We start from the raw sequence: 19,098 nt of genomic DNA, 5'->3' as shown, positions 1-19,098 counted from the left end.
GTAGTTTAAACGTGATTGCGGAGTTAGGTTTATATGCGCGGGGGTATCGAGAGTTACCCTGTTGTTTTGATGTTGTCTGGCAGGCCGCTTTCGCGAGCAAGCTCGCTCCCACAGTTGGAACGAATGCATTCAGTTGGGGATTGGTCGGCTGGCAAGCCGCCATCGCTGGCAAGCCAGCTCCCACAATTTGACCGTGTGTATTCAGTTGGAGATTGGTTGGCTGGTAAGCCGTCTTCGCCAGCAGGCTGGCTCCTACAATTGGATCGGGTGTATTCAGTTGGGGATTGGTGGACTTTGAGGCCGTCATTGCTGGCAAGCCAGTTCTCACAGGTTCAGGCAGTGGGTGGGCGCAGCACCAGTGCGAACAGTTCGCCATGCCCGTTCACATTGAGCTTGTGATAGAGATTGCGCCGATGCACCTTCACCGTCTCCGGCGAGATGCCCATCTGCTGGGCGATGGCCTTGCTGGAAAAGCCTTGCAGAATCAGCCGCGCGGTGTCGACTTCACGGGTGGTCAGGCGTGCATCGAAGCGATCGAGCAGCGTTGCCAGATCCCCCGCCACCGGCTCGCTGCCGGTCCCTTGCGGCGGCAACAGCTGCATATGGCGCCGCATCGCCGCCAACACCCAGTCGCGCACACACAGCAGACGGCCCTGCTCGACCAGATCGAAAGCCGTCGAGCGCCCCAGTGACAGGCCAAGCACCCCGCCCTCGATGTTGATCATGAACTGCAACTCGTCCTCACCGACCACCGAGCGAAAGTAGCTCTGGTAATACTCGCTGTGCAGAAACTGGTCTGGCGCTACCGAGGCCAGGCTGTGCAGGCCATCGGCGATGCCGGTCGAGGCGGTTTGGTAGAACGGATCGAGCAGGTACATCCCGGCGCTGTAGCTGGCCAGTTCTTCCTGTTCATCGGCGCGGCCCTTGCTGTCGAAGTCGATCAGCAATTGCGGTGCCTGCCCCGCCTTCATCAGCGCCACCAGCGCGTTGTCCAGCGGCACCAGCAGGCGCAGCGTGTCGACCAGCGCGCGCCAGAAACCGTCCTGCCCAACCGTGGCAAACACCCGCGCCAGACTTTGATGCACCGGCAACTCCTGCAACAACGCGTCCACGCTCTACCCCTTTTGAGTAACCCATGATGGGAATGGGTCAGGCACGCCCGCCCCGCTAGGCTGAGCACTCCTGTCAATCACCGGCCTGCCGCAGGCCAGGAGTGCCGCATCATGCGTTGTCGTCGTGGCTATATCAACCGGGGCATCAACCTTGGCCTGCTCGCCTGTTTTGGCGTCGCATCCGTCGCCAGTGCCGCCGACGCACCGAGCGTGCACGTCTACAACTGGTACGACTACATCGGCCCCAATACCCTGGCTGACTTCAAGCGCGACAGCGGCATTCAACCGGTTTACGACACCTTTGACAGCGCCGAAGTGCTCGAAGGCAAACTGCTGACCAGCCGCAGCGGTTACGACGTGGTGGTGGCGAGCAACTTCAGCCTGCCGACGCTGATCAAGGCCGGCGCCCTCGCCCCGCTGCCGCGCGATCAACTGCCGGGCTGGAAGAATCTGGACAACGATCTGCTGAGCAAACTGGCCAACAACGACCCCGGCAATCAATACGCCGTGCCGTACCTGTGGGGCACCAATGGCATCGGCTACAACGTCGACAAGGTGCGCGCCGCACTCGGCGACAAGGCGCCGCTGGATTCGTGGGATCTGGTGTTCAAGGAAGAGAACCTCGCCAAGCTTGGCCAGTGCGGGGTGGCGATGCTCGATTCGCCGTCGGAGATGCTCCCGGTGGCCCTGCACTACCTCGGGCTGCCGCCCAACAGCACCAAGCCCGAGGACTATCAGAAAGCCGAAGCGCTGCTGCTCAAATTGCGCCCGCACATCGCCTACTTCAACTCGTCGAAATTCATCAGTGACCTGTCCAACGGCAACATCTGCGTGGCCGTCGGTTGGTCCGGCGCGATGCTCGAAGCCAAAACCAACGCCGAACAGGCGAACAACGGCGTGAAGATCGCCTACAGCCTGCCCAAGGAAGGCGCGCCGGTATGGTTCGACACGCTGGTGCTGCTCAAGGATGCGCCGAACCGCGCTCAGGGTCTGGCGTTTATCGACTACCTGCTGCGCCCGGAAGTGATCGCGCCGGTCAGTGATCACCTGTCGTACCCCAACGGCAATCGCGCCGCCACCCCACTGGTGGCTGCGGCCACGCGGGATAACCCGGCGGTATATCCGTCGGCGGCGGCGATGGCCACCCTGTACACGCTTGAGCCGCTGCCCAAAGCCATCGAGCGCGTGCGCACGCGGGTGTGGAGCAAGATCAAGAACGGTCAGTAACCCCAACACATTTCCCCTGTAGGAGTGAGCCTGCTCGCGATGGCGTCTTTGAATTCAACATCTTTGTTGATTGGCTCACCGCAATCGCGAGCAGGCTCACTCCTACAAGGTCCGTGAGTCCTTCAGATTTTTATAGAGAGACAACCCATGAAATCCCGTGCCCGTGACCTCAACATCCGCATCGGCCAGTTGCAACCCGGCCCGCTCAACGCCATCACCGACGTTCCCGGCGTGCGCGTCGGCCACAGTAACGTGCGTGGTCGCAGCGACAGCGGACGTGACATCTGCACCGGCGTCACAGTGATCGAACCGCGTCGCGGCTCGACCAACCAGCAACCGTGTTTCGCCGGCGTGCATGTGCTCAACGGCAATGGCGATGCCACCGGCCTTGAGTGGATTCGCGAAGCCGGGCTGCTGACCAGTCCCGTCGCCTTCACCAACACCCACAGCCTCGGCGTGGTGCGCGATGCGTTGATTGCGCTGGATCGCCAACAGCAACCGGACGACGGGCGCCTCTACTGGAACATGCCGGTGGTGCTGGAAACCTTCGATGGCTTGCTCAACGACATCAATGGTTTTCACGTCAAACCCGAGCATGTCGCCGAGGCGCTGAGTTCAGCACATGACGGCGCCGTTGAAGAAGGTGCCGTCGGTGGCGGCAGCGGCATGATCTGCCACGAATTCAAGGGTGGCATCGGCAGCGCTTCAAGGCGTTTGAGCAGCGCTCAAGGCGGCTGGACGGTGGGCGCGATCGTCCAGGCCAACCACGGCATTCGCAGTGAGTTGCGGGTCGACGGTTATCCGGTGGGGCGCTACATGGAGCAGGTCGATTCGCCGTTCCTGCGTGCTTCACTGCCGCATCCGGGCATGGGCTCGATCGTGGTCTGCCTGGCGACCGACGCACCGCTGCTGCCGCATCAATGCACGCGCCTGGCACAGCGCGCCAGCCTCGGTCTGGCGCGCAGCGGCGGCGGCAACGAAGATCACAGCGGCGACATCTTCATCGCCTTCGCCACCGGCAACGAACACGTGCCGCCCGCCGCCTACGAGGGCAAAGGCGCGCCGACCTGCGACGGCTTGCGCATGGTCAACAATGACCACATCAGCGAGCTGTTCCTGGCCGCCACCGAAGCAGTCGAAGAAGCGATCATCAACGCCCTGCTCGCCAGCGAGAGCACCGAGGGCAACGGGCATGCGGTACCGGGGCTGGATTCGGAAACGCTGCTCGCGGCCCTCGCCAAGGCCGGCTGGCCCGGATCACGTTGACCTGTAGGAGCTGCGGCACGCTGCGATCTTTTGATCTTGCTTTAAAAAAATCAAAAGATCGCAGCCTTCGGTAGCTCTTACAGGAGGTGCGACTCAGGTGAACATCTGCGCGCCGATGTGCCGTGCCGTCTGCAGATGCTCCTGCGGATCACGCACCTCCGACTCCACCATCAGCGTCGAGCTGACCACCGTCGCCCCGCTGTAATCGAAAATCCCGTGTTCGATCTGCGCCTTCATCGCCGGGCCATAACCGTGGCGTTCGTAGGCGCGTTCATCGGCCCCTGCAAGGCCGACCAGATGCACGCGCAGGCGCTGCAGCTTCTTCACATGCTTCAGGTCGCCAGCGAAATCGAACGCCCAGCCGTTGCTGAACACCCGATCGATCCAACCCTTGAGCAACGCCGGCATCGACCACCAGTACACCGGAAACACCAGCACCAGGGCGTCGGCCCGATCTATCCGTGCCTGTTCCGCCAATACGTCGGCTGGCGGCCGCGCCTCACGGTGATGCACGGCGAAATCCGCTGCGCCGAACACCGGCTGAAATCCCTCGGCGTACAGATCGGCGATTTCCCGGGTATTGGTGGGGTTGGCGCGGGTCAAGCCCTCGGCAATCTGCGTTGCCACGCTGTGGGTCAGCGAGCGCGGTTCGTGATGCGCCACAACAATCAATGCGTGCATGGTCATTCTCCTGTAAGTTTGCGCTGACCAAGGGCTATATACTCTTGGTAAGTTACGAACAGTAAGTTACGTTTGGTATATAAGCGATGTCAACCAAAGAAATGACCGAAGCCGATCCCCCTGCCCAACCACGACGTCGCCTGTCGCGCGAAGATCGCAACCGCCAGTTGCTCGATGTCGCCTGGCAGATCATTCGGGCCGAGGGCACCGATGCTCTGACCCTGGGTTATCTGGCGGACAAGGCCGGGGTGACCAAACCGGTGGTCTACGACCACTTCACCACTCGCTCGGGCTTGCTCGCGGCGCTGTATCGCGACTTCGATACGCGCCAGACTGCGGTGATGGATGCAGCGATCGACCAGTGCCCGCCAACGCTGATCGACACCGCGACGGTGATCGCCACGGCGTACGTCGATTGCGTGTTATTGCAGGGCAATGAGATTCCGGGGGTAATTGCAGCGCTGGGCAGCACGCCGGAGCTGGAAAAGATCAAGCGCGACTACGAGGCAATCTTCCTCGAAAAGTGCCGCAGTGTGCTGCAACCGCTGGCTGCTGGCGGGGAAATCACCCAGGCCGGTTTGCGCGCGATGCTCGGTGCTGCCGAGGCATTGTCGAATGCTGCCGCCAGCGCTGAAATCAGTGCCGGGCAAGCGAAGGACGAGTTGTTCGCCACCATCATCGCGATGGTGGAACGGGCCGCCGCCCGTGCGACTAGCGGTACTTGAGTCAGCCCCCGCGCGTTCCCATCATGAAGCTACGCAGGCGCTTGACTCCTGAGCGACTGCGTAGGGAACGGGTGTTCTGAACCCCAAATCAAGCCTGTTCCCTGTTTCATGCGCAGCTTGAGCCTCATGGGCTCTACTTCTCCCCATCAAAGAGCCTTGAGGCTCTTTTTTTGTCTGTTTTTTTGCGCCGCGCTCAGTGCAGCGTTAAACGCTGACGCACGAATTCTTCCGTGTGCCGGGTGACCTGATCCAGATGCCGGTCGCGCTGTTTTTCGGCATCGAGCATGGCGCGCTTGCCGTTTTTCTGCAGCAGGTAGGTGTGGATCTGCTGCACTTCCAGCGAGCGATAGATCGGCGTGGTGTCGATAAAACCGCGCAGGCCGTTGCTGCGGTAATGCCGGGTGCTCATCAGCACCTGGGTTTCGCGCGCGCCGATCACCTCGAAACCCAGCGCCTCGAAGTACGGCACTTTGCCGACGCTGCAGGTGAGTTCGGCATGCGTATAACGCGCCACCATCTCGCCAATCATCGCCCGCGCCACGCCTTGACGCCGATAGCCTTCGCGCACGGCCATGTAGGCGACGCTGCACGCTTCCCAGTCGCCTTGCACCGGCAGATACAGGAGGAAACCGGTGACCTTTTCCGGATCATCCTCGGCGGTCGCCACCAGCAATTCCACCTCGGTGCCCTTCTCGCCGTTCAGCGCTTCCAGATACAGATGCACCTCATAGCCGACCGCGTACTGGTAGACGTTGTACAGCAGATTGCTCGGGCCGAGACCGACCGCGCTGATGTCGGTGAGGTAATCGACCACCAGTTGCAGAATCTGGCTGTTGACGCTTTCGGGACATGGGGATTTGTAGTGGGTGATGCGTGGCATGACAGCTGAACTCCGGCGGAAAACCGCGACATCATACCGTGTCCCGACGCCCGCTTTATGTAGGAGCTGCCGCAGGCTGCGATCTTTTGATCTTGTGTCTAAAAAACCAAAAGATTGCAGCCTGCGGCAGCTCCTTGTATCTCGACTATCGCTCCGTCAGGAGCGATAGTTCTCGACTGATCATCGAGGGAGGGACTTGGAAGCCGTGCAGCTCCTTAGGCTTTTTGCCTGTGATGTAGATCGTGCTCCAGCCCTCCACACTCACTCATATAGTTCGAACGGTATCTTGGGCCCGTCTCTGGCGAGAGCTCGCATTCGCAAGGTTGGACAGAGTGCAGTGATGATCGAAAACGGATCAATGGAGAGACAGTCATGTCCAGTTTCGTCGGTGTCGATGTCGCTAAAAATACCTTTGATATCGCCACGCACTTGCCGAACGGCAAGCACAAAACCAAGGCCAAGCTGCCTAATAACTCGAAGGGTTTCAAAGAATTTGAAGCTTGGTTGAACAAGCAGGTCGAGCCTACAGCCTTGATCGTGATGGAAGCCACCAGCATCTATCACCTGGAACTTGCCGAGTTCGTCTACAGCAAGGGTTACCGGGTCTGTGTCGTCAATCCGGCCACGACCCATGCTTACGCCGACAGCGAGTTACGCCGGATCAAAACCGATAAAAGCGACGCCAAACTGATCGCTGATTTTGCTCGGGAAAAGGCTGAAAAGCTTCAGCTTTGGGCACCGGAGCCACTGAAATACCGCCAACTGAAGGCGATGGTGCGTCGGCTGGATGATCTTCAGGAAATGGAACAGATGGAGCTCAATCGTCTGGATGTGTCCGACGAAAAGGTCAAAGACTCGATCAACTCCGTTCTGCGCCACATCGAAAAAGAGATCGCTGAAACGCACAAAGCGATCAAGAAACACATCGACGATGATCCGGACATGCGCCAGATGCGCGACTTGATCGTGACCATCGACGGTATCGGGCAGAAAACCCTTGAGCGGCTGCTGGCCGAACTGGGCGACCTGCGCAAATATGACGACCCTCGCAAACTGGTCGCTGCTGCGGGGTTGAACCCAAAGCTGCAGGACTCGGGAAAGCTCAAAGGCAGAACAGTGATTTCCAGGATCGGATCGGCTCGCGTCCGCGCGGGTCTGTACATGCCAGGCCTGGTAGCGCTGAAGCACAACGAGGCGATCATCGCCATGAAGGAACGCTTGAAGGCCAATGGCAAGGCGCCCAAACAGATCATCTGTGCAGCCATGCGCAAGTTGCTGCACTTCGTTTACGGAGTGCTCAAATCGGGCCAACCATTTGACCCGAAATTGGCACTTGCCCGGTAAGGGGCAAGACGGTATCTACAGGGAGGATGGTGGTTGACCTGAAGAAAATTTCATCCTGCGCGGACCGGATCTTTCGCCGATCTGGCGTCCAATTCTTCTACTGCGTTCACTTTTTCACGCAGGCCTTGAGGAGTTGTCATGAGCGTTTTGCGTTCACTGTTCAAATGGCGAAAGACCCTGCTGCTGGTGCCGATGACGCTGGCGGCGCTGGCCAGCGCGCCGGTGTTTGCCCAGCAGGTGGTGATTGTTCAGCAAGCCCCACCACCGATGCGTATGGAAGTGATGCCCGGCGCGCGTCCCGGCTATGTCTGGGATAAGGGCCACTGGCGCTGGGAAGGACGCGGTTATGTGTGGATGCCCGGCCACTGGCAACCGGTGCGCCATGGTGCGCACTGGCGGCCGGGGCACTGGCAGGCACGCGGGCCGAACTGGTACTGGATCGAAGGTCACTGGGCCCGTTGAAACCGCCTCGCCTGCAAACTTCATCTACCGGGAAGACCACCATGTCGCGAAACCTGAAAACCCTGCTCGCCGCCTCACTGGTCGCGATCACCCTGTCGGGCTGCATTGTCGAACCGGTACGGCCGCATCGGCCACCGCCGCCGGTGGAAGTCGTGCCGGTCATGCCAGCGCCCGGTTATCACTGGGTCGCCGGTCATTATCGTTGGGATGGACGTGAGTGGCGCTGGGCGCCGGGACACTGGCGCGCCTACTGACCTGAGCGGCTGGCGTCACTGCTGTGGCGCCACCACCTTGAACCTGATTGCAATATCGTTGGATACCACTGTGTCCGCCCACTCCCCCGCACCAAGTCCGAATTCGTTGCGCTTGAGCACCAGTTCGCCGTCGAAAATGCCGATCGAACTGTCCGGTTTCAGCTCGACCGGCACCTCGACCTCGCGGGTGATGCCCTTGAGGGTGAGCTGACCGGCGATCAGATAATGATTGCCCGTCACCCGGGTAAAACGGCTGGACTCGAACACCGCCACGGGAAAGCGCTGCGTATCGAACCACGCCGGTTTCACCAGTTCGGTGTTGGCGTCGGTGCTGCCGGCGTCGATGCTGGTAAGGTCGATGTGCAATGTGGTGTGGGCGCCGGCGAGGTTGTCGCTGTCGAACTGCAGTGTCGCGTCGAACTTGCCGAAAGTGCCGTACATCAGCGAGCCCATCTGGCTGTAGGTGAAACTGATCTGGCTGGCGGTGGTATTGACGCGGTTGTATTCAGCGGCGTGCGCCACACTCGTGACGCACAGGCAGGCAAACAGTGCCGCAGCGGTGAATCGGGCACGCATGGGATTCTCCGGACAGGGCAAACCTTCGAGGCCTCGACTGACTTAAGCAAACAACCCGCGAATGCGCCATGTCATTTGTCTGCCGGTGTAGTTCAGGCCGGCGTCTCGACGCCTTGGGCTTGAACGCTCTGCCGCTGCCCGCGACGCAGCCGATGACGCAGCTTCAACGCCGGGCGTTCGACGCAGTAGTAGGAAACCCCGCTCAGCGCAAAGGCCAGCACCAGCACCGCCACCACGATGTGGGCGTCGTAGGCAACCGGCCAGAAACCGCGCAAAAAATACATCACCACAAAATGATTGAGGAACACTCCGTAACTGATGTTGCCGAGAAACTCGTCAACCCGGTGATATTTGCATCGAGTCAGCAGATACACCGCAGGGATGCCCAACGCGATACCCAGGCTCACCTCCGCGTTGAACGGGCGACGTTCGATCAGCCCCGCCATGATCGCGACGAAGAGCAACCCTGCCAGCACCGCTGTACCAGCGGCGATTGCCACCCCTTTGGCCTGAGACCGATACAGATAACTGCCGCACAGGAAGATAAAAAGTACCCCGGGCAGCAACCGGTAACCGTAGACATCCGTGTTGAGGTAACCCAGACACGCCAGCATGAAAATGCCGAGCGAGAGCACAAATGCAGCGCCCCGCAGCTTGAAAATCAGCAGGAACGGGATCACCAGGTAGAAACACATCTCCAGGCCGAGCGACCAGGCCGGAGGGACGATTTCGGTTCCCGCGACTCCGAACATGTAGAAGCCGAGCGGCAGCATGAGCACGCTGCTGGCGATTGTTTTAAGCGTCAGTTCCGCCGCCTGAGGAGTGCCGGGCAGAAGGAAATGGATCACCGTACAAGAGAGGAGGAAGTAGAACAGGAACTGCGGGTATAACCGCAAGGCCCTGTCCACGTAGAACAGGCCGATTTTCCCGGGGACACTGTAGTTGCGCTCGATCAGCGAAGTCATGACAAACCCGCTGATGATCAAAAAGGAGATGACCGCGACCACTCCCGGATTGAACCCTGCGACCGTCTTGCCCATATGAGAAACGGCGACCAGAACGGCCAGCAACAGACGGAAAGCTCCCATCGATACCCTCAAACATCCTTATTGTTATGGCGGGTAAGCTACGACGCTTTGATCGACAATGCCAGCGACACGAAAAAGGGCCGCCCGGGGACGACCCTCTTTGTTCGTCAGACCAGACGCTCGATCTTCTGATGCTGCCAGACCAGTTTGTAATACAGCGTCTGCAACACCAGCATGCCCAGATAAGCCACCGGGAACGCCATCCACACACCCTGCAAACCGTACTGACCGTCCAGCCAGTATGCCGCCGGCAACTGCACGCCGACCACGCAAACAATCGCAATAATGACCGGCACCAGCACCGTTCCGCTGGCGCGCATGATGCCGCCGATGATCGCCTGGAAACCGAACACCAACAGGCTCCACAACATGATGTGCAACAAGTGCTCAGCCATCGCCCGGGTCGAATCTTCGGTCAGGAACAATCCCAGCAACCAGTGCGACAACAGGTAACCGAGCACGATCAAACCGCCGGTCAGGCACACGTTGATCAACAGCCCGGTGCGCAGGATCGCTGCCAGGCGTTGCAGTTGCCCGGCACCAATGGCCTGCGCGCCAAGAATCGATGCGGTGATCGCGATCGACAGCGCCGGAAACTGCACGTAGTTGACGATCTGCGTCACCGCGCCATAGGCCGCTGTCGCCTGCGAGCCATGCTGGTTGACCAGCGCCAGAATCACCAGCTCCGACAGCGACAACACAATCATCTGCACCCCGGTCGGCAGGCCGATGCGCAGCACTTTGCCGAGAATCGCCGCGTCCAGCCGCAGTGCCGCGAAGAACTCGCGGTCCGGCGCCAGCGCATGTTTGTTGCGAATCAGCCGCCACGCCAGCCATGCCATTGCCGACAGGTTACCGGCCAGACCCGCGTAGGCGGCGCTCTGAATGCCCAACTGTGGCAGACCGAACCAGCCGCGAATCAACGCCGGGGTCAGTGCCAGCCCGACCGAGGTCGACACGATCAGCGCCAACAGTGGCGACACGGTATCGCTGACCCCGCGCAGCAATTGCGTGAACAGCACAAACACCAGCATCGATGGCAGAATCCACATCATCACGTGCGCATACGCCACTGCGTCGTCCAGGACATCCGCCGGCGTCCCCAGCCCTTGCAAGGCCTGCCGCGCAAACACGCTGCCGAGTGCCGCCGCCAGCAAACCGATCAGCACCCCCAGCAACAGCGTTGCCCCGGCGATCGCCTTGACCATGTGTGCCTCGCGTGCGCCCCACGCCTGGCCGATCAACACCCCGGCGCCCGCGCCCAGGCCGATCACCAGCGCGATGAAGAAAAAGATCACCGGAAACATCCCCGACACCGCCGCCAGCGCCTGCGTACCGAGCATCTGTCCGATGTAGATGCTGTTGACCGTGCCCGACATCGATTGCAGGAAGTTGGACAACACCATCGGCGCAAGGAACAACAGGTAGGTTTGCCAGAGCGGTTTGATGGTGCTGGGGGTTTGCATTAAGGATCGTTCTCGGGGTGGGAGATGCGAGGGATATTACGCTAGATGGGCGGGATAAAGTCGGTCGACATCGCCTCTGCTCAAGGCTTAAATGTCGGCACTATTTTTTGTGGAACGCGCCTGCCCATGAATCCGTTGCGAAATGCTCTGACCTGTTCCCTGCTGGTTCTTTTCAGTCACATGGCGCACGCCGCCGAGCCCCCTGCTTCCTCCGAAGCATTGCGTCCTTTGCTGACCACCCTGAACGAACGCCTGAACATCGGCGACCTCGTCGCCCTTACCAAATGGGACAGTGGCAAGCCGATTCAGGACAGCCCGCGCGAAGCCCAGGTCATCGCCAATGCCGCACTTTGGCGACCGAATACCAGCTCGACCCCGAAGACGTCGCCCAGTTGATCGCTGCACAAATGGAAGCGAACAAACTGGTGCAGTACGGATTGCTCGCGCAATGGCAAGCGGCTGGTGTGGCGCCAGACACCCCGCGACCGGATCTGGCCAAGCAGATTCGTCCGCGCCTGGATGAATTGCAGACCCGCCTGCTGCGCCAGTACGCCGACTTCGCGCCGCATCGCCGCGACCCGAATTGCCCGGTCTGGCTGGCCAAGGCTCGGCAGGGTCTGACCCACGACACACTGCATGATCTGGCCCTGACCCGCGCCACCGGCGAGCTATGCATACGGGTGCAGAAGCTCTGAATCAGGCGTTCCGGCTTACATCGCTGGCGTCGATAGTCAACATCACGCCAATGAAGTTCTCATAAAAAATCCGCGGCGTAACATCAGCTCCATACCAACCCAATACACCCCGGAGCACACGATCATGAAACGCCAAACCATCCTCGGCATCGCTTTCTCGGTTCTTGCAGTTAACGCTTTTGCAGCAACACCCGCTCACACCCTGGTCGCTGAAGGCGGTTCGGACAAGTTGATTGAAAGCCGTCTGGCTGAAGGTGGTTCTGATCGTTTGCTGGAGCGCCGTGTGGCCGAAGGTGGTTCGGATCGTCTGCTGGAACGCCGCGTCGCTGAAGGTGGTTCGGATCGTCTGCTGGAACGCCGCGTCGCTGAAGGTGGTTCGGATCGTCTGCTGGAACGTCGCGTCGCTGAAGGTGGCTCGGACCGTCTGCTGGAGCGCCGTGTGGCCGAAGGTGGCTCGGATCGTCTGATGGAGCGCCGCGTTGCCGAAGGTGGCTCGGACCGTCTGATGGAGCGCCGCGTTGCCGAAGGTGGCTCCGATCGTCTGCTGGAGCGCCGCGTTGCCGAAGGTGGCTCGGATCGTCTGATCGAAAGCCGCAATGCCTGAAACAACGGTTCTGAAGCAGTCAAAGAAAGCCCGGCCTGATCAGCCGGGCTTTTTCATTTCGTCGTTTGCAGCCGTGGTTCTTTTCAACAACTCGCGTCAGAAACGATCTTGCCAGGCAGAGCATTGGCGAAACTTCCGACGGTGCTTATCCGAAGCGACCGACTGGCAGCCCGACGCTTAATGCGCATACCATGCGGCCACAACGTCCAAACAGAATTTGCCTGCCCATGCTCAAAGCCAGTCTGCGAAGCCACCTGACCCTCTGGTTCGCCGGTTTGTCCCTGCTGACCCTGGTGAGCGTCGGTTTATATGTCGGTCATATCGCCACCGAACAGACGAAACAGGTCAGCGGCAATTCATTGCTCAATACCGCGCGTTCGGCGGCGACGCTGCTCGGTGACCAGTTGCGCGAGCGCCAGCTCGAGGTTTACCTGCTCAGCCGTGCGCCGCATCTGGAACGCGGCGATCTCGACAGCCCGGCAATTCTCAAATCGATGCAACTGCGCACCCAGGCCCGGGCCGAGTATGCGTGGATGGGCGTGACCGATGCCGACGGCCATGTGCATCAAGCGGTCAACAATTTGCTGGTCGGGCAATCGGTACAGCAGCGGCCATGGTTCCAGGCTGGCTTGCGGGGTGAGTACACCGGTGACCCGCACGAAGCGGTGTTGCTGGCCAAACTGCTGCCGGGAACGCCCAACGGCGAACCGCTGCGTTTCATCGATTTCGCCGCCCCGATCCGCAACGCCGACGGCCAGGTGGTTGGCGTGCTGGGGGCGCACGCGCACTGGAGCTGGGTGACGCGTATCGTCGAATCGGCAGCGTTCTCGCATAAAAATGCATCGCCGGATATCGAAGCGCTGATCATCGATCATGACGGCAAGGTGCTGTACCCGGAAGCATTGATGGGCCAACAACTGGCGGTGAATGTGTCGAAGTTGCCGGGCTGGTCGGTCGGCAACGGTTACCTGACCAGCATGGTCACCGTACCGACGCCTTCGAGTACTGCGCTGTCCTGGTCGATTGCCGTGCGCCAGCCACTGGACACCGCTCTGGAGCCGGCGCGCCTGCTGCTCTATAAATTGTTGCTGCTGGGTGTGGCCGCCGCCGTGGCATTCGGGCTGGTGGCGTACTATCTGGCGCAGTATCTGAGCCGGCCGATCGAGCAACTCGCGCACTCGGCCAAACAGGTGCAGAACCAGCAGCCCGGCGCACACTTCCCGCTGCAGCACCCGGTGCGGGAAATCGCTCAGCTTGGGCAGTCGATCGACGCCATGACCCAGTCGCTGCTGGCCAAGGAGCGCCAACTGCAGGAAGCCAACGCCTCGCTGGAAGCCACCGTCGCCCAGCGCACCGCCGCTCTTATGCAAGCCAATGCCGAACTGTTGAACCTCGCGACCCACGATGCCCTGACCGGCGTTTACAACCGTCGCCGCTTCGATGAAAAGCTCAGCGAATACAGCCTGCTGTTTCGGCGCACCGGGCGACCGTTTGCCCTGCTACTGATCGACGCCGATCACTTCAAGCGCATCAACGACACCTACGGCCACGCGATTGGCGACGACGTGCTACAGCAATTGGCGCAACTCATTCAGGTCAGCGTGCGTGCCACCGATTTCGTCGCCCGTTACGGCGGCGAGGAGTTCGCCGTATTGCTACCGGAAGTCGCCCAGCCTGATACACCGGAGGTGGTCGCGGAAAAAATCCGTGTCGCCGTGGCCCAAGCGCACTTTCCCGACATCGGACAGGTCACGGTGAGCATTGGCGTCGCACTGGCCGACCCGGCGGACAACAGCCACACAATGCTGATCAAACGTGCCGACCAGCAGTTGTATCAGGCGAAAGCGGCGGGCCGTAATCAGGTGGCTTGATCGGCCCTCTTTGACTTCGCAAATGCCGTTGGCCTGGTTTGCCGGGCCGACCGAGCAAAATCTTTAATTGGGGAACTGCTGCAGATACGCCAACAAATTATCGATCTTCTCCTCATCACTCAGCCCCCAGAAAATCATCCGCGTGCCCGGCACCACGCCCTTTGGATCCTTCAGATACGCGGTCAGCGTTTCGCGGTCCCAGGTCTTGCCCGAGTTTTTCATCGCCTCGGAATACACGTAATTGGCCGAGGTCCCAGCCGCTCGACCGATAATGCCGTTGAGTTGTGGGCCGAATCCCGAACGCGCATCCGGGCCAACCTGGTGGCAGCCGCCGCACAGGCGCGGGAAGATCTTTTCGCCGGCTTGCGGATCGCCTGCGGCGCGGGTGGTCGAGCTGAACAGTACGGCGGTGGCGGTCAAGGCAAGCAAGAGTGCAACGGTGTTTTTCATCTAAGGTTCCGGAACGGCTTGAATCTGGCTGCGCAAGGGTAACATCTGTCCCCCCGGGCCTCGTTTTACAGGTAAGCGGCAATGACCTTCCTGACGGTGGTCAAGGCCTGCCGCAATACATCCATTTCCACCGAACCCAGGGCCAGTCGAATCGCATGCGGCACATGCGCCGATACGGCGAACGGCTCGGCGGTGGTGACCGAAATCTGCTTCTGCATCAGCTCCACCACAATCTGATCGGCACGCACGTCTTCCGGCAAGGGCAGCCACAGGAAATACGAGTTTGGATGGGCGACGCACGGCAACCCTTTGAGCAACTCGGCAGCCAGCGCCTGGCGCGCCTGAGCATCGTGGCGTTTTTGCGCTTCCAGCTCGATCACGGTGCCGTCGTCGAGCCAGCCACAGACAATCGCGGTCATCAGTCCCGGGGTGTTCCAGGTGGTTGCGCGGATCACCCGCTCCAACGCAGGAACGTGGGCCGCAGGCGCAGCAATGAAACCGACGCGCAGGCCGGTGGCGATGTTCTTCGAAAGGCCCGAGACGTACACCGTGCGCTCAGGCGCCAGGTCGATCAGAGGACGCGGCGGGTCTTCCACCAGAAAAGCGTAGGCCGCGTCTTCAATAAGGGTCAGATCATGCCGTCGCGCGATGGCAGCCAATTCTTCGCGCTGCTCGATAGGCATCACCCAACCGAGCGGGTTGTGCAGGGTCGGCATGCTGTACACCGCGCGTACCGAGCGACTGCGGCAAAGTTTTTCCAGCGCGGCCAGATCCGGCCCCTGCTCGTTGACCGGGATCGCCACCACTTCCAGATGCAACGCCTCGGCCAGCACTTTGAACCCGGAATAGGTCAGCGCATCGGCGGCGATCACATCGCCGGGCTTGAGCAACGCCATCAGCGTCACCGCCAGCCCCTGCTGGGCGCCGTTGACCAGCAGCACTTGCTCGGCGTCGACGTTGACACCGCGACTGAGCAAATGGCGCGCGACCGAAGCCCGTTCGTGGGCCCGGCCGGCATGGGGCTGATAGCGCAACAACGCTTCCAGATCTCCCGACAACGCCAACTGGCGCAGTGCGGTGCGCAACAATTGCGTCTGACCGGGCAAGGACGGGTAGTTGAAATTGAGGTCGATCATGCCGACGGCCACGTCTTTCTGGTCGATGCCCTGCCCCGGCGACAACGAGGTTTCGCGCACGAAGGTACCGCGCCCGGTTTCGCCGCTGACCAGCCCCATGGCTTCGAGTTCGGCGTACACCCGCGAGGCCGTGACCAGTGCCAGCCCTTCCTGCGTGGCCAGTTGCCGGTGCGTCGGCAGACGGGTGCCGGGCGCCAGACGTCCGGTGCGAATGTCGGCGGCGTAAGTGTCGACGAGGGTCTTGTAACGAGAGCGGGACATGTCGGGATGTATCCATGACAATTTTTTGATTGTCCTGATTCTCGATCATAGGATTCTCTCAAAGCAACCCACAATGAGTGTGAATCGTATGGAACGGACTTCAAACGTGAGCAACCCGGCACTGGAAAAAACCAGCGGCTGGATCAATGGCTTTATTGGCGTGGTGTGCTTCAGCGGCTCGCTTCCGGCGACGCGCCTGGCAGTGCTGGAGTTTGACCCGGTGTTTCTCACCGTCGCGCGCGCCGCCATTGCCGGCGTCCTGGCCGTTGCCCTGTTGTGGTTGTTCCGTGAGCGGCGGCCGTCCAGAGATCAGTGGTTTTCGTTGCTGATCGTGGCATTGGGCGTCGTGCTCGGCTTCCCGCTGCTGACGGCGTTGGCATTGCAGCACGTGACATCGGCGCATTCGATCGTCTTTGTCGGCTTGCTGCCATTGGCCACTGCGCTGTTTGGCGTGTTGCGCGGTGGCGAGCGTCCGCGCCCGGTATTCTGGTTCTTCTCGATCCTCGGCAGTGCTCTGGTGGTGGGGTTCGCCTTGTCACAGGGATTGTCCGCCTCGCCCACCGGTGACCTGCTGATGCTGGCCTCGATTCTGGTCTGTGGTCTGGGTTATGCCGAAGGCGCAAAACTGTCGCGCACCCTGGGTGGCTGGCAGGTGATCTGTTGGGCGCTGGTATTGTCGCTGCCCCCGATGGCAATCGCGAGCCTGTGGCTGGCCCCGCCGTCCTTCAGCGGCACCAGCGTGTCGGCATGGGTCTGTCTGGGCTACGTTTCGCTGTTCAGCATGCTGATCGCGTTCGTGTTCTGGTATCGCGGTCTGGCCCAGGGCGGGATTGCCGCGGTTGGTCAACTGCAGTTGCTGCAACCGTTTTTCGGCCTGGCGCTGGCAGCGACGTTGCTGCATGAGCAAGTCAGCATCGGCATGCTGGTGGTGACGGTGGGCGTGATTCTTTGTGTGGCCGGGGCGAAGAAATTTTCCCGATAGTGATTTTTGGCATCGCCGCTGTCGGAGCGGGCTTGCTCGCGAAGGCGTAATGGCAGTCGATACCGTTTCACCGACATACCGCCTTCGCGAGCAAGCCCGCTCCCACAACTGCACTCAGTGGTGTTCGACGCCGGCGCGTTTCAACAGCTTCTTGCAGCGCTCGGACAGATGAAACACCTGCAGCTCCTTGCCCGCCTTTTGGTAACGCTCGCGCAGGGTCTTCAACGCGGCAATCGCCGAGTAATCGACGAAGCTCAAATGCCGGCAGTCCAGAGTCACCCGGGCCGGGTCATTGGCCGGGTCGAACTGGTTGAGGAACGGCGTGGTCGAGGCGAAAAACAGTGTGCCATGCAGGCGGTAGAGCTTGCTGCCGTCGGCTTCCAGGTGTTCATCGGCGTACAACTCGCGGGCCTGCTGCCAGGCAAAGTTCAGCGCGGCAATGATGATCCCGCACAGCACGGCGGTGGCCAGATCGGTGAACACGGTGATAGTGGTCACGGCGATGATCACCAGCACATCGTTGAGCGGCACTTTGTTCAACACCCGCAACGACGCCCAGGCAAAGGTTTGCTGCGAAACCACGAACATCACCCCCACCAGTGCCGCCAGCGGAATACGCTCGATCAGCGGCGACAGAAACAGGATGAACAGCAGAATCAGCACCCCCGCCACCACCCCGGACAAACGCCCGCGGCCGCCGGAGCTGAGGTTGATCACGGTCTGGCCGATCATCGCGCAACCGCCCATGCCGCCGAATGCGCCGGAGACCACATTCGCCGCGCCCAGCGCCACGCACTCGCGGTCCGGGTAGCCGCGGGTTTCAGTGATTTCGTCGGTGAGGTTCAGGGTCAGCAGGGTTTCCAGCAGGCCGACCAGTGCCATCAGAATCGCGTACGGAGCGATGATGCGCAGGGTTTCCAGCGTCCACGGGATGTCCGGCAGCGCGAAGCTCGGCAGACCGCCGGCGATGTGCGCCATGTCGCCAAGGGTGCGCGTCGGCAGGCCGAACAGGTAGACCAGCAGGCCAACACCGAGAATCGCCACCAATGCCGGCGGCACGGCGCGGGTCAGGCGCGGCAGGATGTAGACGATGGCCATGGTCAGCAACACCAGCCCGGTCATCAGGTACAGCGGCGTGCCGCTGAGCCAGTGTTCACCGCTCTTGAAATGCTCCAGTTGCGCCAGCGCAATGATGATCGCCAGGCCGTTGACGAAGCCGAGCATCACCGGGTGCGGCACCATGCGCACCAGTTTGCCCAAGCGCAACAAGCCGAACGCCATCATGATCAAACCACCGAGCAACACCGTTGCCAGCAGGTATTGCACGCCGTGCTGCACCACCAGCGCGACGATCACCACCGCCATCGAACCTGCTGCGCCGGAGACCATTCCCGGCCGGCCGCCGAACAACGCCGTCAGCGTACAAATGATGAACGCGCCGTACAGGCCCATCAGCGGATTGAGATGCGCCACCAGCGCGAACGCAATGCATTCGGGCAACAGGGCAAACGAGGTGGTGAGTCCGGCCAGGACATCGGCGCGCAGACGTTTCGGTTTCATGGCTTACCTGACTGAGCGGCCAACGAGGGTGGCCGCGGATGTTCGCGAAAATGAGGGGTGCGAATGTTACGGAATAGTTCGGAATCGGGCCAGTGATCGCTGACACCCGTCGACGCGCGATTTATCCTGACGCGCTTCTGCCCCCATCGAGTACGACCATGACTGCATTGCTGACCGCCCGCGACGTTTGCCAGCGCTTGCGCGAGGCTGCGCTGGGTGTGCTGATGTTCAACAGATCCGAGATATCCAGTGATGCCGGACTGATCGCGGTCGATATCGAGGGCTGGCGCCTGTTGCTTGATTTTGAGGGTGGGCACTTGCATCACTGTGAACAGTGCCGCTGCCCGGATGGCCGCGAATGGCAATTCAACAGCCGTAACGGCACCGACCCGGTGAATCTGCTCAGTACCTGGGAACTGGCGCAGATCGAGAATCTGTTGAAGCTCTGAGCACTTTCA

General features: G+C 60.9%; 19 protein-coding genes and 1 pseudogene. 11 read left to right on the top strand and 9 right to left on the bottom strand.

Annotation, left to right across the window (positions count from 1 at the left end; all coding sequences use genetic code 11):
* Positions 1 to 332: 332 nt before the first annotated feature.
* Positions 333 to 1,112 carry a helix-turn-helix transcriptional regulator gene (locus tag AC1RBR_RS11020; RefSeq protein ID WP_492564321.1) on the bottom strand — a complete coding sequence of 260 codons (780 nt, stop codon included), beginning with the start codon at positions 1,110 to 1,112 and terminating at the stop codon, positions 333 to 335.
* A 111-nt stretch (positions 1,113 to 1,223) separates the two neighbouring features.
* On the opposite strand from AC1RBR_RS11020, the gene AC1RBR_RS11015 reads away from it, so the two are divergent.
* Both AC1RBR_RS11015 and AC1RBR_RS11010 read left to right on the top strand, forming a co-directional pair.
* Complete coding sequence (locus AC1RBR_RS11015; protein ID WP_492564319.1) at positions 1,224 to 2,339, top strand: polyamine ABC transporter substrate-binding protein; 1,116 nt, start codon at positions 1,224 to 1,226, stop codon at positions 2,337 to 2,339.
* A 147-nt stretch (positions 2,340 to 2,486) separates the two neighbouring features.
* Positions 2,487 to 3,605 carry a DmpA family aminopeptidase gene (locus AC1RBR_RS11010; protein ID WP_443532468.1) on the top strand — a complete coding sequence of 373 codons (1,119 nt, stop codon included), beginning with the start codon at positions 2,487 to 2,489 and terminating at the stop codon, positions 3,603 to 3,605.
* Between the two features lie 93 nt (positions 3,606 to 3,698).
* Here AC1RBR_RS11010 and AC1RBR_RS11005 read toward each other — a convergent pair whose 3' ends face one another.
* A complete protein-coding gene (locus AC1RBR_RS11005; protein ID WP_095139033.1) occupies positions 3,699 to 4,286 on the bottom strand; it encodes an NAD(P)H-dependent oxidoreductase in 588 nt (195 codons plus the stop codon).
* Between the two features lie 86 nt (positions 4,287 to 4,372).
* Here AC1RBR_RS11005 and AC1RBR_RS11000 point away from each other — a divergent pair, with 86 nt between their 5' ends.
* Positions 4,373 to 5,011, top strand: a complete 639-nt coding sequence (locus AC1RBR_RS11000; protein ID WP_443532466.1) for a TetR/AcrR family transcriptional regulator — start codon at positions 4,373 to 4,375, stop codon at positions 5,009 to 5,011.
* A gap of 193 nt (positions 5,012 to 5,204) precedes the next feature.
* Here the strand turns inward: AC1RBR_RS11000 and AC1RBR_RS10995 are convergent, their stop codons facing one another.
* Positions 5,205 to 5,891 carry a GNAT family N-acetyltransferase gene (locus tag AC1RBR_RS10995; protein ID WP_492564317.1) on the bottom strand — a complete coding sequence of 229 codons (687 nt, stop codon included), beginning with the start codon at positions 5,889 to 5,891 and terminating at the stop codon, positions 5,205 to 5,207.
* Positions 5,892 to 6,263: 372 nt separating this feature from the next.
* On the opposite strand from AC1RBR_RS10995, the gene AC1RBR_RS10990 reads away from it, so the two are divergent.
* From AC1RBR_RS10990 to AC1RBR_RS10980, 3 genes are all read left to right on the top strand, one after another.
* On the top strand, positions 6,264 to 7,235 hold the full coding sequence (locus AC1RBR_RS10990; protein ID WP_492563214.1) for an IS110 family RNA-guided transposase: 972 nt from the start codon (positions 6,264 to 6,266) through the stop codon (positions 7,233 to 7,235).
* Between the two features lie 138 nt (positions 7,236 to 7,373).
* Positions 7,374 to 7,697 (top strand): YXWGXW repeat-containing protein, encoded by a 324-nt coding sequence (locus tag AC1RBR_RS10985; RefSeq protein WP_492564315.1) that lies wholly within the window; start codon positions 7,374 to 7,376, stop codon positions 7,695 to 7,697.
* Between the two features lie 41 nt (positions 7,698 to 7,738).
* Entirely contained in the window at positions 7,739 to 7,951 is a 213-nt protein-coding gene (locus AC1RBR_RS10980) for a YXWGXW repeat-containing protein (RefSeq protein ID WP_027614713.1), read from the top strand.
* 15 nt (positions 7,952 to 7,966) lie between these two features.
* On the opposite strand, the gene AC1RBR_RS10975 is transcribed toward AC1RBR_RS10980, so the two are convergent.
* From AC1RBR_RS10975 to AC1RBR_RS10965, 3 genes are all read right to left on the bottom strand, one after another.
* Positions 7,967 to 8,527 (bottom strand): YceI family protein, encoded by a 561-nt coding sequence (locus AC1RBR_RS10975; protein WP_492564314.1) that lies wholly within the window; start codon positions 8,525 to 8,527, stop codon positions 7,967 to 7,969.
* A 92-nt stretch (positions 8,528 to 8,619) separates the two neighbouring features.
* Complete coding sequence (locus tag AC1RBR_RS10970) at positions 8,620 to 9,615, bottom strand: acyltransferase family protein (protein WP_492564312.1); 996 nt, start codon at positions 9,613 to 9,615, stop codon at positions 8,620 to 8,622.
* Positions 9,616 to 9,722: 107 nt separating this feature from the next.
* Positions 9,723 to 11,081: an MATE family efflux transporter gene (locus tag AC1RBR_RS10965; protein WP_492564310.1), complete on the bottom strand. Its 1,359-nt coding sequence runs from the start codon at positions 11,079 to 11,081 to the stop codon at positions 9,723 to 9,725.
* Positions 11,082 to 11,207: 126 nt separating this feature from the next.
* Here AC1RBR_RS10965 and AC1RBR_RS10960 point away from each other — a divergent pair.
* The 3 genes and pseudogenes from AC1RBR_RS10960 (at position 11,208) to AC1RBR_RS10950 (ending at position 14,251) form a co-directional block, all read left to right on the top strand.
* Positions 11,208 to 11,776 (top strand): annotated as a pseudogene (locus AC1RBR_RS10960) (chorismate mutase).
* A 124-nt stretch (positions 11,777 to 11,900) separates the two neighbouring features.
* The gene (locus tag AC1RBR_RS10955; protein ID WP_492564308.1) at positions 11,901 to 12,380 is read left to right on the top strand and encodes a phage infection protein; all 480 of its coding nucleotides are present in this window, start codon (positions 11,901 to 11,903) and stop codon (positions 12,378 to 12,380) included.
* Positions 12,381 to 12,607: 227 nt separating this feature from the next.
* Positions 12,608 to 14,251: a sensor domain-containing diguanylate cyclase gene (locus AC1RBR_RS10950; RefSeq protein ID WP_492564306.1), complete on the top strand. Its 1,644-nt coding sequence runs from the start codon at positions 12,608 to 12,610 to the stop codon at positions 14,249 to 14,251.
* Positions 14,252 to 14,314: 63 nt separating this feature from the next.
* Here the strand turns inward: AC1RBR_RS10950 and AC1RBR_RS10945 are convergent, their stop codons facing one another.
* Both AC1RBR_RS10945 and AC1RBR_RS10940 read right to left on the bottom strand, forming a co-directional pair.
* The gene (locus AC1RBR_RS10945; RefSeq protein ID WP_095139012.1) at positions 14,315 to 14,701 is read right to left on the bottom strand and encodes a c-type cytochrome; all 387 of its coding nucleotides are present in this window, start codon (positions 14,699 to 14,701) and stop codon (positions 14,315 to 14,317) included.
* 65 nt (positions 14,702 to 14,766) lie between these two features.
* A complete protein-coding gene (locus AC1RBR_RS10940; RefSeq protein ID WP_096795617.1) occupies positions 14,767 to 16,098 on the bottom strand; it encodes an aminotransferase-like domain-containing protein in 1,332 nt (443 codons plus the stop codon).
* Positions 16,099 to 16,186: 88 nt separating this feature from the next.
* Here AC1RBR_RS10940 and AC1RBR_RS10935 point away from each other — a divergent pair, with 88 nt between their 5' ends.
* Complete coding sequence (locus tag AC1RBR_RS10935) at positions 16,187 to 17,080, top strand: DMT family transporter (RefSeq protein ID WP_492564305.1); 894 nt, start codon at positions 16,187 to 16,189, stop codon at positions 17,078 to 17,080.
* 114 nt (positions 17,081 to 17,194) lie between these two features.
* Here AC1RBR_RS10935 and AC1RBR_RS10930 read toward each other — a convergent pair whose 3' ends face one another.
* Positions 17,195 to 18,640 (bottom strand): SulP family inorganic anion transporter, encoded by a 1,446-nt coding sequence (locus AC1RBR_RS10930; RefSeq protein WP_253149988.1) that lies wholly within the window; start codon positions 18,638 to 18,640, stop codon positions 17,195 to 17,197.
* Between the two features lie 158 nt (positions 18,641 to 18,798).
* On the opposite strand from AC1RBR_RS10930, the gene AC1RBR_RS10925 reads away from it, so the two are divergent.
* Positions 18,799 to 19,089 (top strand): DUF7693 family protein, encoded by a 291-nt coding sequence (locus AC1RBR_RS10925; protein ID WP_492564303.1) that lies wholly within the window; start codon positions 18,799 to 18,801, stop codon positions 19,087 to 19,089.
* Positions 19,090 to 19,098: the final 9 nt, after the last annotated feature.

It is taken from the genome of Pseudomonas sp. GW823-FHT01D03 (genome assembly GCF_058798255.1).
This window is presented reverse-complemented; position numbering and strand designations above follow the sequence as displayed.

What these genes read in the sequence shown, in the direction of transcription:
- AC1RBR_RS11015 (WP_492564319.1), top strand. Translation starts at nt 1,224, where the DNA reads ATGCGTTGTCGTCGTGGCTATATCAACCGGGGCATCAACCTTGGCCTG.
- AC1RBR_RS11010 (WP_443532468.1), top strand. Translation starts at nt 2,487, where the DNA reads ATGAAATCCCGTGCCCGTGACCTCAACATCCGCATCGGCCAGTTGCAA.
- AC1RBR_RS11005 (WP_095139033.1), bottom strand. Translation starts at nt 4,286, where the DNA reads ATGCACGCATTGATTGTTGTGGCGCATCACGAACCGCGCTCGCTGACC.
- AC1RBR_RS11000 (WP_443532466.1), top strand. Translation starts at nt 4,373, where the DNA reads ATGTCAACCAAAGAAATGACCGAAGCCGATCCCCCTGCCCAACCACGA.
- AC1RBR_RS10995 (WP_492564317.1), bottom strand. Translation starts at nt 5,891, where the DNA reads ATGCCACGCATCACCCACTACAAATCCCCATGTCCCGAAAGCGTCAAC.
- AC1RBR_RS10990 (WP_492563214.1), top strand. Translation starts at nt 6,264, where the DNA reads ATGTCCAGTTTCGTCGGTGTCGATGTCGCTAAAAATACCTTTGATATC.
- AC1RBR_RS10985 (WP_492564315.1), top strand. Translation starts at nt 7,374, where the DNA reads ATGAGCGTTTTGCGTTCACTGTTCAAATGGCGAAAGACCCTGCTGCTG.
- AC1RBR_RS10980 (WP_027614713.1), top strand. Translation starts at nt 7,739, where the DNA reads ATGTCGCGAAACCTGAAAACCCTGCTCGCCGCCTCACTGGTCGCGATC.
- AC1RBR_RS10975 (WP_492564314.1), bottom strand. Translation starts at nt 8,527, where the DNA reads ATGCGTGCCCGATTCACCGCTGCGGCACTGTTTGCCTGCCTGTGCGTC.
- AC1RBR_RS10970 (WP_492564312.1), bottom strand. Translation starts at nt 9,615, where the DNA reads ATGGGAGCTTTCCGTCTGTTGCTGGCCGTTCTGGTCGCCGTTTCTCAT.
- AC1RBR_RS10965 (WP_492564310.1), bottom strand. Translation starts at nt 11,081, where the DNA reads ATGCAAACCCCCAGCACCATCAAACCGCTCTGGCAAACCTACCTGTTG.
- AC1RBR_RS10955 (WP_492564308.1), top strand. Translation starts at nt 11,901, where the DNA reads ATGAAACGCCAAACCATCCTCGGCATCGCTTTCTCGGTTCTTGCAGTT.
- AC1RBR_RS10950 (WP_492564306.1), top strand. Translation starts at nt 12,608, where the DNA reads ATGCTCAAAGCCAGTCTGCGAAGCCACCTGACCCTCTGGTTCGCCGGT.
- AC1RBR_RS10945 (WP_095139012.1), bottom strand. Translation starts at nt 14,701, where the DNA reads ATGAAAAACACCGTTGCACTCTTGCTTGCCTTGACCGCCACCGCCGTA.
- AC1RBR_RS10940 (WP_096795617.1), bottom strand. Translation starts at nt 16,098, where the DNA reads ATGTCCCGCTCTCGTTACAAGACCCTCGTCGACACTTACGCCGCCGAC.
- AC1RBR_RS10935 (WP_492564305.1), top strand. Translation starts at nt 16,187, where the DNA reads ATGGAACGGACTTCAAACGTGAGCAACCCGGCACTGGAAAAAACCAGC.
- AC1RBR_RS10930 (WP_253149988.1), bottom strand. Translation starts at nt 18,640, where the DNA reads ATGAAACCGAAACGTCTGCGCGCCGATGTCCTGGCCGGACTCACCACC.
- AC1RBR_RS10925 (WP_492564303.1), top strand. Translation starts at nt 18,799, where the DNA reads ATGACTGCATTGCTGACCGCCCGCGACGTTTGCCAGCGCTTGCGCGAG.